Annotated in this window: 11 protein-coding genes; 5 read left to right on the forward strand and 6 right to left on the reverse strand. The window is 45.4% G+C overall.

All coding sequences use genetic code 11. The features are described from left to right. Window positions 1-25: 25 nt before the first annotated feature. Entirely contained in the window at window positions 26-1,330 is a 1,305-nt protein-coding gene (nusA, locus tag BGX14_RS05935) for a transcription termination factor NusA (protein ID WP_095879361.1), read from the reverse strand. A 13-nt stretch (window positions 1,331-1,343) separates the two neighbouring features. After that, window positions 1,344-1,793 (reverse strand): ribosome maturation factor RimP, encoded by a 450-nt coding sequence (rimP, locus tag BGX14_RS05940; RefSeq protein ID WP_095849645.1) that lies wholly within the window; start codon window positions 1,791-1,793, stop codon window positions 1,344-1,346. A 124-nt stretch (window positions 1,794-1,917) separates the two neighbouring features. On the opposite strand from rimP, the gene BGX14_RS05945 reads away from it, so the two are divergent. Continuing rightward, entirely contained in the window at window positions 1,918-2,133 is a 216-nt protein-coding gene (locus tag BGX14_RS05945; RefSeq protein ID WP_073305406.1) for a hypothetical protein, read from the forward strand. Here the strand turns inward: BGX14_RS05945 and mazG are convergent. Beyond that, the gene (mazG, locus tag BGX14_RS05950; protein WP_073305407.1) at window positions 2,111-2,932 is read right to left on the reverse strand and encodes a nucleoside triphosphate pyrophosphohydrolase; all 822 of its coding nucleotides are present in this window, start codon (window positions 2,930-2,932) and stop codon (window positions 2,111-2,113) included. The two genes, BGX14_RS05945 and mazG, sit on opposite strands and share 23 nt — an antisense overlap. Between mazG and BGX14_RS05955 the strand changes: the two genes are divergently transcribed. After that, complete coding sequence (locus BGX14_RS05955; RefSeq protein WP_095879362.1) at window positions 2,931-3,830, forward strand: DNA-protecting protein DprA; 900 nt, start codon at window positions 2,931-2,933, stop codon at window positions 3,828-3,830. The two genes, mazG and BGX14_RS05955, sit on opposite strands and share 2 nt — an antisense overlap. A 4-nt stretch (window positions 3,831-3,834) precedes the next feature. Then, the gene (locus BGX14_RS05960; RefSeq protein WP_158222140.1) at window positions 3,835-4,134 is read left to right on the forward strand and encodes a septum formation initiator family protein; all 300 of its coding nucleotides are present in this window, start codon (window positions 3,835-3,837) and stop codon (window positions 4,132-4,134) included. A gap of 12 nt (window positions 4,135-4,146) precedes the next feature. On the opposite strand, the gene BGX14_RS05965 is transcribed toward BGX14_RS05960, so the two are convergent. The 3 genes from BGX14_RS05965 to BGX14_RS05975 form a co-directional block, all read right to left on the reverse strand. Next, on the reverse strand, window positions 4,147-5,520 hold the full coding sequence (locus tag BGX14_RS05965; RefSeq protein WP_095879363.1) for a hypothetical protein: 1,374 nt from the start codon (window positions 5,518-5,520) through the stop codon (window positions 4,147-4,149). A 169-nt stretch (window positions 5,521-5,689) separates the two neighbouring features. Continuing rightward, on the reverse strand, window positions 5,690-6,517 hold the full coding sequence (locus BGX14_RS05970) for a TIGR02147 family protein (protein ID WP_095879364.1): 828 nt from the start codon (window positions 6,515-6,517) through the stop codon (window positions 5,690-5,692). 375 nt (window positions 6,518-6,892) lie between these two features. Further along, complete coding sequence (locus BGX14_RS05975) at window positions 6,893-8,206, reverse strand: hypothetical protein (RefSeq protein WP_143394164.1); 1,314 nt, start codon at window positions 8,204-8,206, stop codon at window positions 6,893-6,895. Between the two features lie 97 nt (window positions 8,207-8,303). On the opposite strand from BGX14_RS05975, the gene mutL reads away from it, so the two are divergent. Both mutL and BGX14_RS05985 read left to right on the forward strand, forming a co-directional pair. Beyond that, the gene (mutL, locus tag BGX14_RS05980; RefSeq protein WP_095879366.1) at window positions 8,304-10,196 is read left to right on the forward strand and encodes a DNA mismatch repair endonuclease MutL; all 1,893 of its coding nucleotides are present in this window, start codon (window positions 8,304-8,306) and stop codon (window positions 10,194-10,196) included. Between the two features lie 32 nt (window positions 10,197-10,228). Beyond that, on the forward strand, window positions 10,229-13,735 hold the full coding sequence (locus BGX14_RS05985; protein ID WP_095879367.1) for a PD40 domain-containing protein: 3,507 nt from the start codon (window positions 10,229-10,231) through the stop codon (window positions 13,733-13,735). Window positions 13,736-13,755: the final 20 nt, after the last annotated feature.

Here is a 13,755-nt window from a genome sequence, read left to right on the forward strand (position 1 = left end):
TGCTTTTGCTCCAATAGGCTATTCCTTAAACCTGTGATTCGTCTGCCTCTTGAGACTCATCCACCTGTGCCGGTTCACTCTTTTCGGTTTCAGGCGTTTCTTCAGGCGGTTCGGAAACATTTTCGGAATTTTCCTTGAACGGAGAATTTTCCGCAGAATGGAAGTCCTCGGATTCCACGAGTTCTTTCTGGCGAGGCGTCAAAATTTTCTGTTTTTCTTCATCGCTTTTTTCGGACCATTCTTTTTCGCCAAACACGTCCAAATCATGTTCCACCAGCCTAGTCGCCAGCGTTACATTCTGCCCATTGCGACCTATCGCCTGAGCGAGATCTTCATCCGCAATCACAATCACAATGCGACGAGTTCCAGGCACTTCAAAATACTTGACGATATTCGCCGGAGAAAGGGCGTGGCGAATAAACGTGATCAAATCCGGATTCCAATGGACAATATCAATCCGTTCATTGCCCAATTCACGGACAATCGCTTTTACTCGGGCGCCCTGCATTCCGACACACGCACCGACCGGATCAATCCGAGCATCGCGCGCCGAAACAGAAATTTTTGCACGGAAACCCGGATCCCGGACAACGCCTTTAACTTCCACAGTGCCATCAAAAATTTCGGGGACTTCCTGACGGAACAGTTCATAAAGGAACATGTCGCTTGTACGGGAAAGAATCACCTGCGCACCATTTTTGGCGGACTCGGCGACATCTTTGATCACAGCCTTGACAGAACTGCCCTGCTGGAATCGCTCCTTGGGCAACTGGTCTCTGTAAGGGAGCACCGCTTCCGTCTGACGACCGATGGACACGATCGCATTGCGGGATTCAATCCGCAAGACTTCGCCATTCACAATAGAGCCGATACGATTGCGATAGGTATCCACAATTTTGCTGCGTTCTGCATCGCGAATGCGCTGAATTAAGTACTGCTTGGCGGTCTGAATCGCTTGGCGACCAAAAGCAGAAACGGGAAGTTCCATTTCCAAATGGTCTCCCGGCTGAACATCCGGATTCAAATCACGGGCTTGTTCAATCAGCATATAATGCTCGTCCATTTCCTGAACGGCTTCTGCAGAAAGCGACGGGTCGTAGTCCGGATAATCATCCACAATATCGACAACCAGCGCTATCGAAATTTCATTCGTTTCTTCATCGATATTGACATCAAAATGTTTATCGATATTCAGATATTTGCGAGCCGCCGTAATCAGAGCGTCTTTGAGAGCTCCTTCTACAATGGAATCGTCAATGTTTTTGGTATCGACGACTGTTTTTAAAGCCTCGAGCAGATTGATTTTGGGTTCCTTAGTCTTCGTTGTCATAAGAGCCTTTATTTTAGAATTGAACTTCTACTTTCGCGGAGAGGATCTCGGACCGCGGAACCAAGACCGCATCCGTCACGCCTTTCACCGAGAGGGTTAAATTTTGTTCATCTGCAGCAATCAGAATTCCCGTAATCGGCTTGCCCGTTTCCCGGGTTATACGCAGCAGGCTATTCAGATTGCGTTCAAAATCCCGCATAGACTTGAGGGGACGGTCGATCCCCGGAGAGGAGACTTCCAGCGTAAACGCTCCTTCGATAAGCGTTTCATCCTCATCGAGAGCTTCTGAAAGCCGACGGCTGACATTTGCGCAGTCCTCCACATCGACTCCGCCCTCTTTATCAATGTAAATCCGAAGAATTTCACGCTTTCCCGCCTTAAATCTGTCGCATTCGACAAATTCCACCTGGACGGCATCGCAAGCCGCAGCAATCAGCGCATTCAATTTTTCTTGTGTATCCAAATACACCTCATTAAAAGAAAGGATCGTTTCCATAAACGAACCGTCAACGACATCAAATAGAGAAAAAATAATGACAACGGGCAACCGGATTCCCAAAATCCGCGGCGATTTTTATCTTTAATTCATGCTTTCCATCTTTTTGCTCATTCTCGCAAGCCTTATCGGCACCGCTGGAACCTTCTTTTTCCTGAAACGGAATCTGATTCGTATCGCCGAAAAGAACAAGGCCATCGAAAGCAAAACCAAGCGGATGCTGAATTACCCGCTCACCATTCTCTGGTACGGCTATCTGTTCGTCTTCTTTGTAGGTCTTTCCGTCAATAATCTGATTTTTGACTAGTCGCCGTTTTGGCCTCGCTCCACAGGGCGAGCAACTCCCCGGGAGAATATTCCTTGAGGGATTTTTGCGGGTGTTTTTTCCGAGCGATGCTTTCCAGCATTCGAAAGCGAATGTCAAATTTTCGAGTCGCCCGAAGCAGCGCCATTTCCGCATTCAATCCCAAATGACGCGCCAAATGGCAAAGAGTGAACAGCAAGTCGCCGAATTCATCCTCCATGCGTTCCAGACGCCCAGACTCTTCCGGAGCCTTTTGATATTCGGCCAAAAACTCATTCCATTCCTCGTGCACTTTATCCAATACTTCTGCATTTTCCTTCCAATCAAATCCATTCTTGGCGGCACGGCGGCCCATCTCTTGCGCACGGGAAAGTGTCGGCATGCTGCGGGAAACCTTGTCCATCGCCGACATCTCCGTCCTGCCCGCATCCATGACTTCCTTCGCTTTGATTTCTTCCCAGCGAGCGGAAACTTCTTTCGCATTTTCCGCATGGGCATTTCCAAATACGTGAGGGTGCCGACGAATCATTTTCCGGCAAATCGCATCCGTCACGTCATCGCTTTTAAAATCCCCGTTTTCTTCGGCCACCTGCGCATGAAAAACGACCTGCAACAAAACGTCGCCCAATTCTTCGCACATTTGGGATTTGTCATGAGCTTGAGCCGCGTCGATAAATTCCGAAGTTTCTTCCACCAAATAAGGCAAAAGCGTTTGTGTGGTCTGCGCACGATCCCAGGGGCAACCCTCCGAAGAACGCAAACGTTTCATTATCCGAACTAAATCATCAAAGGAGTATTTCATGACAAGCAAAATTAATTATTTCCCCGTCCATACGCTGGAGCGCAAAAATTTTCCCGACGACTTTCGTCAAATCCCTCACTTGCCCGAAGTTTTATACTACCGAGGTTCTCTACCCGATTTTCATCTTTCGTGGATAGCGATGGTCGGCACACGAAGGCCAAGCCCAAATGCAGAAACCATCTGTCAAAAACTGATTCGCAATCTCCAAGGCACAGATGCCGTCGTTCTCTCCGGTCTTGCGCAAGGCATTGACAGCTACTGTCATCAATCCGCGTTTCTTTATAAAATTCCAACCGTGGCTGTCATCGCCCAAGGAATCGAACTGGAAATCGGCGGTTCCCGAAAAATCGTCGCCGAAAAAATTCTGGAAAGCGGCGGCGCTATTATTTCGGAATATCCCGGAAAAACTCCACCGCTGGCTTTTATGTTTCCGCAAAGGAACCGGATCATTGCGGGACTTTCCAAAAGCGTTACGCTCATCGAAAGCAAGGATCGCGGCGGCGGCCTGCTGACTGTAGAATACGCACAAAAACTGAAGCGAAAAATTCTAGCCGTTCCTGGCAGTCTTCTTTCTGAAACGGCGCAAGGGCCTAATCGGCTGATCTCTCAAAAAATTGCAGAACCCGTATGGAATCCAAATGATTTTTCCGACCTCTGTGGCGCACGACGCTTGACAGACATTTCTCCCCAAAATCTACCCGGCATGGGAATTCGCCTTTCGGAAAGCGCCCAAAAATTATTCGACCAAAATGCGGGCTTCACCCACTCGTTAAACGATTTATGCGCAAACAGCTCTTTTCCGATTTCTCAGATTTTAGCTATATTGACTGAACTAGAAATCGCCGGACTGGTTCATTCCAAAGACGGCGATGCTTTTCATTTTTCTATTCCGGAGTAAACCGTTGAACCTGCAAAAGAAAATTTTTCTTTTTATCGCCGTCGGCCTCATTGTGGTAACAGCGTCTTTGGCCTGGACATTTTCCTTTGGAAAAATCGGTTTATGGCGGCAACAAAAAATGAAAAATCAAGTGATTCGGCTAGAAGCGGAAATCGACTCGTTAAAAACGGAGCTGGAAATTCGCAAACACGAAGAAGAGCGGCTGCTTAAAGATTCTTTTTATATCGAATCCATCGCCCGAAAAAATTACGGACTTTCTAAAAAAGGCGAAATAAGCTATCAATTTACAAGCGAGAAAGAATAACAATTTTCAACGCTACCAGATGAAAAATCCGACACCGGCCTGTACTTTATGCGACAGGCCTTCCATTTTTTGATAACCGAAATCATGATCCAAGAAACTAGCGGTATATTTGACTCGAAGCGAAATGGAATTTAGCGGAGCTTCCTCGTCGCGCCTACAAATCGTCACCAGCCTAACTTCTCCGGCAATGCCCGCTAAAAAAGCCAACGAGTTATTGGTTTCAATATGATCCCGCAACAAGTGATAATTATTATTCGGCTTATTGGCGTAGTAATAGTAATCATAACTATTTTCCGGCAAAGAGGCGCTTGCCGTAGCGATCCCAACAAACGGTTCCAATTTGATATAACGGCTATCCCAAGCCACAACACCGACAGACACTCCGCCTTCATAAACCAGCAATTCACTATCCTTTTCCCACAGTACGTCAGAAAATTTTCGGTTATTTCGCGTTTCTATCCAACCAAAGGAAATAAACGGCGTAAATACGACACGATAAATTTGAATGGGAACCGCAAAAGCGTAATCCCAAAATCGATGATGAAACTCGTCTTTCAAATCTCCCGTCAAAAAGCCGATGCCGGATAAAAACTCAAAGCCAACGCTTTTACCATATAAATGATTTTGAATCGGGTCTTGCGTCGTCGATGGCGTTTTCTGAAAACGCTTCTCAAATGGTTCCAAAAAATAGCGTTCCAACCAGCGTCCATTTTCATCCATCGGATATTTTTGCACAAATGCCGTTCCAGAATGCAGCAGATGGCGAATCGCACGGTCTTCGGCGTTTCCCCATGAAATGGTGAAAATCACCGGCAAAAAAGCAGGAGCCGCTTCTTTAAAAAACACATCAACAGTAGATTCCTGAATAACGGACACGAGGCTATCTTGCTTTTGCGATTGCCGTGCATAAAATTGATTCAAATACAAAAACAGTTCATCTTGAATGATACTCGCCGTTTTCCAATTGGCGTTTAAAACTTCTGCGACACAGCGTTCTTCCCGCGATTCCGCCCGTCTAGAACCCGATCCCAAAAGTCGGCGTTCCTGAACAAGCAAAGTCAAAGCGGCATCATATACGCCCAAATGCAAAAATACGAGTCCCTTTTCCATTCCCGAAAAAGAACAAACATTATCCGAATACTGGCCGTCTAAAAAATGCACAAAACGAGTGGCTCGTTCTTTGTCCTTTTCCTGCAAAGCTCGCAAAAGCAACGTTCTAGCTCGGCGAACCATTTCAGTAGCAGGAACCGGTTCCGCCAAAATTTCTTGTTCAACACTCAACGGCGAAACCGAATCGCTAGAAGCCGAAGAAATCTCCACCGTAGAATCTTCTTGAGCCAAAAGAGACACCGTAAAAAGTAAAAGAAACAAAAATATTTTTCTCATGTCTCAAAAATAATTTTTATTCTTTTTGAAAGCAGGCTTCTAAAATTCTCCAGCAAAGAAAAACTCTATTTCCGCCGAAGAACATTTTCATGTTCGCTAGTTCCTCCAAAATATTCCGCCCAAACGGCAATCGTAAAAATTTCCACTCCTATTTCTGAATTCAAGTTTTTCATTTTCCTTTCCCTCCAACAATACCAACAGGAAATATCTGCATCGACAAATTCATCACCCTATCGCTTTGAGAATCATTTTGAACAAGTGCCGCAACACAATTCTTGAATTTTTTAAATTCCGCTAAAATCATTTTATAACAACCTTTAGAAACTCCCATTGTCATTCCCGACACCAGACGTTCTTCTTTATTGCAATGAGTTAAAGATTGCGCCGCTTTTTCCAACATCCACTGATGGTATCGCAATAAACACGAACTTTCACAAGAAGTTCCACTGCGAAGAGCCTTTTCCGTCTGCACCCATTTCCCTTTTTCATCTTTCACAATAAAATGAAATTTTTCCAAGACCTGAACAGCATAACGAGCTTCCCTTTCCAAAATCGGCGGAACCAGCGATAGTCCGAGCAATTCAAAATCATCCCGAAAATCGTACAAAGCAATCAACTCTCGAATAACGGGAATATACCAACGCCCATAATACTCGGCCAACCCCGAAGAAATTTGTACCGGACGAATAGAACCTTTCATTTTGGCGAGTTCCAAACGGAGCCTTTCTCGATTTTCACCGGGTTCAGACTGACAGTAATTGACCAACTCAAACCAGTATGCTAATTCTTCACCGCGAAGACCAAGAGCCTTTCCCACCGGTTCTATCGTTTTCAGACTCAAATTTTTCCCGCCCAGCATAACTTGCCGCAAAAAATTCGGGTTGTTGATTTTAGCGCGATGCGAAATCGCCCTCCAGGAAAAACAAGCACGATTTTTGACATCATGCGAATCTCTCAAAAAATCCCGATAATTATCGTAATAAAAAATCGTCTCCATACAAGCCCAAATCTAAAATGTTCCGCTTCATTTGTTCGTAAACTTTAAGAAATGCGAATAGGATTTTACATAAAATCCGTCCATAAAAACACTTTCGGCACTTTTTGGTTTCAATAAATGCAATCCAAATGGCATCGACGCTTATTCTTTTTCTCTTGACAGCCAAAAGACTTTTACAGAACTACCGGCGAGTCAATCGTTTTCAGCTTATACAAAAAGTTCCGTGATGAACACGGAACTCTTAAAAGCTGGCGGATTGAACCCCGAACTTACCAGGAGGGGAGCAATGATAGAGTTGTTAGAGGATTTACCTTTCCGCCAAATTTCTATTCCCAATATAGAAATGGAACCTCAAGCAGAACCATTACTTATTGCTTATTTTTTCGATTTGCGAACAATTGCAGGTTCTTCGCGGAACTCAATATGGCAATGCGGCTCAAACCGGAAGCCTCCGCGGCGATGACGGTTCAAACCCATCACGTCAGCGATTTTTTCCAGATGATCAACGACTCGATTCAAACGGCTTTCAAAGTTCGGATTCACCGAATCGATACAAATTTCCGGATCGCGCTTGAATTCACGGTTTTCAAATTCTTCACGACCAGTGCTTTTATATTCCCGCAAGATATTACGCAAAATTCGAGCAGGAACATTACGCATCAAATGCTTGCCATTGACCGAAATAGAATCGTCCGCTTCATAATAGATGATTTCCGCGACATGATTGATTTTATGCAAAAGTTCATCATGCGCTTTTTGTACCGGAGTCCACGCATTGTATTCATCTTGAACCAGTGCAGAAATCAGACCGGCAAAAGGATCTTTAACGTGGGCATCTTTTGCATAAACAAATTCAGCCAAAGTAACCGGCGCACTATAATAGCGATCTTTATAGAGCAAATGCGTTCCCGTAAACGTGTCAATGACATCCGTATCCGCACGAACACAAAGGCAGTCCGCATATTTCGAAAGATCCCGATTGATCGGGTGCTTTTCCAAGCATTCCGAAAATTTCACCAACTTGCCGACAGCAATTCCGCTTACATAGAAAATATCGCCTTCCAAGCCGCCGCCTAAACGTCCGAGCAAAGCTTCATCCGCAGGGTATTCACAGGCATAAACCTGCATTTTTTCAAACGCGGGGAGATCCAGCAAGCGCGGAGAGTTCTGCATAAAACGCAAAAGCCACGAAGAATATATCGGCGAGGGCTGCCCCCCAGCCTTATGGCCCTGATTTACCAAGTAATCGTGACGTTCGTTGCCTTCGGCAGCACCTTCCACAAACACGAAATTTTCGTGGAACATATTCCGTTTTTCTATCAAACGCAAAATACCTTGACGCTGATCCTGCATTTCATAAAAATCACGGATATAAGGCAAATAAGAACGCAAGATCGCCCTTTTGGGAACAGAATTCAAGTGATTCAACTTCCCAAACATGGAATCGGCGAAGGCGTCCAAATTCCGCCCTTTAGAGAGAAGCCAATTTGAAAATCCCGACAAGATCAACGCATTGTCACTTGCACTGATCAATTCGTCATCGCGCCAGGCGTTTTCAATCAGCTTGCGGCTCGAAATGTTTGAACTCTGTACCAAAGGAACAAGTTCTTCGGTACTAAAGGAAAGAAGAAGTTCGCTGTAGGCCAACTTCAAAAAAACATTAGGGATTTTATTTTCTTTTTCCGACATGGCCATAATTTAGATTTTTTATTTAAATTTTGGCCACCTTCTAGGACAAATCATCCTCTTTTTGGGGCTTTTTAGCAAGTTTTCTATATTTCAATACATGGAAACAACCCGAATTCACCCCCTTCCCGAAGAAGTTGTAAACCAAATTGCAGCCGGAGAAGTTGTCGAACGCCCGGCATCCGCCATCAAAGAACTCATCGAAAACGCATTGGATGCCAAAGCAACCCGAATCGAAATTCAAATTACGGACGGCGGAAAAAAGTCCATTTTAGTTCGAGACAATGGCGAAGGAATGAATGAAGCCGACCTGAACATCTGCTATCTTCCCCATACAACATCCAAGCTGAAATCGGCAGAAGACCTTTTTCATTTAGCAACCAATGGGTTTCGGGGCGAAGCTATCGCATCGATTGCCGCGGTTTCCAAACTGACCATCACAAGTCGTACAGCAGATAGCGCCGAAGCGCATTCCGTCCATTTAATCGGAGGCGTTCCCGACTCCCATTACACCGACGCGTCCCCTCGAGGAACGTCTTTTTTCATCGAAGATCTTTTTTTTAACGCTCCAGTCCGAAAGACATTTTTAGGAAGCGATACGTTAGAAGCATCCCGCATTTTGGACACCGTAACCCGACTCGCCATCGCCAACCCCAACGTGAGGTTCGATTATAAAGTAAACGGGCGAGATGTTTTTACAGGCGTAGAAGGAAACGACTTGCGCAGCCGGATCGCAGAAGCTCTTGGCGCAGGAATCGCCAAAGACATGGTTCCTGTTGATTATGAAGAAGCGGGAATCCGTGTGTCCGGCTTTGCTATACCTCCAGGAATTCAAAAGAACAAACGGAGCAAGTTGTATTTCCACGTTCAAAAGCGTCCGATTTGGAATCCGATTATGACAAAGGCTGTCAATCGAGCTTATGAACCCTACGGAACGACCAGTTCCCCCATCGCCGTACTTTTCTTGGAAATGGCAGACTTGGATTTCGACGTAAACGTCCATCCCAATAAAAGAGAAGTCCGCTTCGCAAACGAAAACGATGTTTTTTTGGCCGTACACCACGCCGTTCGAGACGCTTTTCAAAAACCGGACGAAGAACATCCGATAATCCGGTTAGAAGATATTCCCGCCGTACCGTTTCACACAGGCACTTCCCCTGAAGCTCCTGTTGTCGGAATCAAAAATTTCAAGACCGAGCGCGACTTTCCCTTGCCAACGTCTGAACTGATTAATGAAAGCAAACCGACATCTTTTGCAGCTCCCGTTCAAAAAGCTCCCCCCAAGACCATTCAAGAGCCCCCTAAAAAATATCGGACACCTGACCCCGACGACATCATTCAAGATCTCTTTTCCCTGCCGGAGAACGGAAACATTATTCCGCTGACCCCGCAAAATCTGCGCCCGCCCGCTCGGATAGATAAAACGCCTCCGCCCCAATTTTTTCAACTGGCAAATACCTATCTGGTCTGTGAAGACAGCGAAGGGCTGCTGCTAATCGATCAGAATGCGGCACATCAACGCATTCTTTATGAACAAGCGTTGGACTCTTTAAAGTCCGAAGTCGCCTTAGAAAGCCAAGAACTGCTTTTTCCAGAAATGATAGACGTCTCTGCAGCGGAAGCCAGCGTTATTCCTCATTTGTTGCCGATTTTAGATAAATTGGGCTTTCATCTAGAGTTGTTCGGGAAAAACACATACCAACTTCGCGGAATCCCTCGAGACCTTCCCTTTTCCCGAGCCGTTGAGGCTTTGCACAATCTTTTTGCAGACGTTTTTGAAGGCGAAAATCCCGAAAATCCTTCCCAAGAACTTTGGGCCAAAGCTTGGGCAAAAAGCAACGCCATTCATGCCGGAGACAAATTGAGCGTCGAGGAGATGACCATGATGATGGCGTCCCTTCTGGCGACGCAAGACCCCATGAGTTCCCCTTGCGGCAGACCGACTTTAATGAGGCTTCCCCTGACCGAAATTCACAAACGATTTAAGCGCTGACAAAGCACCGAGTTTGTATATTTAAATCTATTGTGAAAATCATACGGACAATCTTCGCCTCTCTTCTCTTTTGCAGTTTCGCCGCATCCGCCGAACTTTCCTTTTCTGGCAATCAGAGCGAAATCCGATGGAAAACTGCAACGTCTGAACACTTCCATTATATTTATCCAGCGGAATACAGCACTCACGCAGGACGCGTCGCTTCGGCGGCAGAAGCCGTTTACGATTCCGTCGTTTCCCGTTATCATATCGATATGCCGCTTCGCATTCACGTTTCCATTCAAAACGCCTTGTATGCGAATGGTTCCGCAGTTCCCAACGAAAACGCCGTCAATCTTTTTTTGTCTAACTGGGATTTTAAATTGCGGAGCACGCACCCATGGGTCACGGACGTAATCACTCATGAATTTTCGCATCTCGTCAGCATCGAAAGCGGAAGCAAACTTCCCCATTTTCTTTACGGACTGCAATTTTCTTATATCGACTATTACAATGAACGCCGTACCGAAAACGCATCTTTGACCATTCCATTTACATTACAGCCTCTTTGGTTTGCCGAAGGAACTGCGCAATTTGAATCGGCGCGCATGGGTTTTGACAGCTGGGATTCCCACCGGGACATGATTCTTCGCACGGCTGTTTTGAACGACAGCTTGCTCGATTTGAATTACATGCATGATTTTGCAGACAATTCCCTGAAAGCGGAACTCGGTCCCTACACTCAAGGATTTTCGCTGGTTCGCTACATCGATGCCAAATACGGTCCCAAAGCTGTTCCCGACATTTGGTTTGAACTTTCTAGACCCTACCGCGCAACTCTTTCCGCTGCGCTCCAAAAAGTGATAGGCATTGACGAAGATTCCCTCTATAAAAATTGGAAAGAAGATATAACCCGCCATTATACCAAACAAAAAGAAGAATTGGGAGTTTTAATTTCCGGGAAAAAATGGACTCAAGATGCTTTTTACCACGACTTTCCTGTCGTATCGGGCGGACATATTTACGGCATTTCCAATTTTGGAGGGGCCTGGTTTGACGGAGACGTTTTTAAAATTCCCGTTCACGCCCAAGATTCCATAACGGCAACAGATTCCGCAAGCGGCATTTCCATTACCTTGCAAGATTCCATTTTAGACATTTCCCAATTTTCAGACAATGGATTTCATCCTGAAAAGCCTTGGTTTGACAAAGGAATCTCCGTCCGACAAATCGAAGGACGAGGCCCCGTTCTTGCTTATACGACTTTCAAAAAACGCGATCGCCACGGGCACGCCCATTTTGACATAGCCATCGCCGACACCAACGGAAATAATCAACTCGTGACCACTCTCGCCGATGCCGTATATCCAGATATTTCGCCCGACGGCAAAGAAATCGTCTTCGCAAGAAGGGAACCCCATTCAACGCGATTCGTCTTGAGTAAAGCCGCCATCCCCGATTCTGGAGTTCAAAAAAATGAAGAAATTCAAGACATTTTTATCCCCGACGAAAATTTTCTTTACTACAACATCTACACGCCCAAATTCAGCCCCGACGGGAAAAAAATCGCCTTCAGCTATTTTGACGATGCAGAACGAGGCATTGCGATTATTCACGCCGACGGTTCCAACCGAATCGACTTAAAAATTCCCGGAGTCGATTTACGAGATCCGAATTGGATAGATAATGAAACCCTCATCTATTCCAGCAACCAAACCGGAATTTTCAATCTCTACACAAAGAAAATTTCTGGCGGAACAGAACACGCCATCACAAATGTTTTAGGCGGAGCATTTAGTCCGTCCGTCGATTCCAGCATCGTTTACTATATCAATTATGATCAAGACGGTTTTTCCCTGTATTCCATTCCTCTTACCGACTATGATGCCACCCAAGATTCCATCATCGTCCTTTACGACACCACCTATACATCGTGCCCCGATACGGTAATTCCTACGACATCGCTTATTCCCGATTCCTTAACCGAGGCGGATTCTTCCAAAGGCATCGATTTTCAGCCGACGCCGGATTCTCTAAATGTTTCTAAAGACAGTTTGAATTTCGCCCTTTCCGATTCTACCTTAAAACCGCTTCCTTGCAAAATAGATACCATCATTACAAAACGGGATTCTATCATCCAAAAAATGAAAAATCCTCCCCTTGTACTCGCCGGAGAACTTCCTTCCAAAAACAATGTTCATTTGGAATTTGCCGACATTGAATACGCCGGCTCCGAGAAGAATTACAAACCCATTCCTACTGTTTTACTACTAGCGCCGCTCTTCATCATCCAAGAACGTTCTCCGGATTTCACCGTTAAAGGCGATGGTCAAGCCGCAGCGAAAATCGGAATCGCCATGAGCCTTTCAGATCCGCTAAAGAAAAACATTCTTTCTGCCGGGCTTCTTTTAGAAGTGGGGAATGGTTTCGATTATATCAACGGCGACGGAATCAATCCCAAAATGGAAAGAGAGTTCAGCATTGAACTGGAAAATCATTCCACACCGATTACTCTGGGACTTTCCTATACCAATATGAATTATCGATCTAAAGATACCGTGCGCTATGAAGACCCCCGCAGCTACGAAGATTCCATTGGCACTTCTTATTATTCCGTTCCTCTAAACGCATTTGAGGCTTCGGCTAAATACAGCGTTTTTAAAGCAGGAGACAGCTTGTTCGCTTCTGTCGGATACGATTGGGCGAATTTCAACTTATACGAAGACAATTTGGAATGGACTTATCAAAAACGCATCGCCGCATCGATTGGCGTTTCATTAGACGGAGGCGACGACAACACAACAAGCACCAATACCGCAGGCATTGGAAATGGTATTTCTGCGGTGTATCAATTCGCCAATTCCGATCTTTATCGGCCAGGCTCCTTTTCAGAAAGTTTTACCATAAGCCCTTCAGGAAAAATCGAACCGATTTATCGCAATTACACACTCCATTCTTTCTATTTCAATATGCACGGCAGCATCGCTTCGCCGCTTTTCCAAGGTTCTCGATTTGCCTTTGGAGCAACTGTTGCCGGACTCGGAGCTTGGAGCGCAAAAGACGCCAAAGACACTTTAGACAGCTATTATTACACACCGCTTTTGTTGGAAGGCTATCCCTACTTGATAAGCACCGAAGATTACAACCGCAGCGGACTCAAAACCGCTAAAGCAGAACTCCATTATCTCTTTCCGATTTTTGAAGACTTCCGAAATTCATTTTGGATTTTTTCAACGCGGGACTTGTTTGTGAATTTGTACGCCCAAGTGGGAGCCGCATGGAATGCGCACGGTTTTGCCTTTTCTAAATTCAAAAAACGGGATTTTTGGGATCGAAGCGTCGGATTGGAATTCCGCATGGCAAATCGACTATTCAATTCTCTGCCACTCAACATCTCCCTGAATCTTGTCCGAGGATTGGATCGCATTGGCGAAAACGAATTTGGAGAAGGCGGGCGAAAAATGACGCCCATCGGCATATCATTCCTCCCCAAATCCATTCGCCCGACAAAAATCGAATTTTCAATTGGCTTTGATTTCGACAACACTTGGATGTATTGATCCCATTTGCCCTTATAAAA

Source organism: Fibrobacter sp. UWS1, assembly GCF_002300445.1.
Lineage (GTDB): Bacteria > Fibrobacterota > Fibrobacteria > Fibrobacterales > Fibrobacteraceae > Hallerella > Hallerella intestinalis.

What these genes read in the sequence shown, in the direction of transcription:
- BGX14_RS05975 (WP_143394164.1), bottom strand. Translation starts at nt 8,206, where the DNA reads ATGTCGGAAAAAGAAAATAAAATCCCTAATGTTTTTTTGAAGTTGGCC.
- BGX14_RS05970 (WP_095879364.1), bottom strand. Translation starts at nt 6,517, where the DNA reads ATGGAGACGATTTTTTATTACGATAATTATCGGGATTTTTTGAGAGAT.
- mutL (WP_095879366.1), top strand. Translation starts at nt 8,304, where the DNA reads ATGGAAACAACCCGAATTCACCCCCTTCCCGAAGAAGTTGTAAACCAA.
- BGX14_RS05955 (WP_095879362.1), top strand. Translation starts at nt 2,931, where the DNA reads ATGACAAGCAAAATTAATTATTTCCCCGTCCATACGCTGGAGCGCAAA.
- mazG (WP_073305407.1), bottom strand. Translation starts at nt 2,932, where the DNA reads ATGAAATACTCCTTTGATGATTTAGTTCGGATAATGAAACGTTTGCGT.
- BGX14_RS05965 (WP_095879363.1), bottom strand. Translation starts at nt 5,520, where the DNA reads ATGAGAAAAATATTTTTGTTTCTTTTACTTTTTACGGTGTCTCTTTTG.
- BGX14_RS05945 (WP_073305406.1), top strand. Translation starts at nt 1,918, where the DNA reads ATGCTTTCCATCTTTTTGCTCATTCTCGCAAGCCTTATCGGCACCGCT.
- nusA (WP_095879361.1), bottom strand. Translation starts at nt 1,330, where the DNA reads ATGACAACGAAGACTAAGGAACCCAAAATCAATCTGCTCGAGGCTTTA.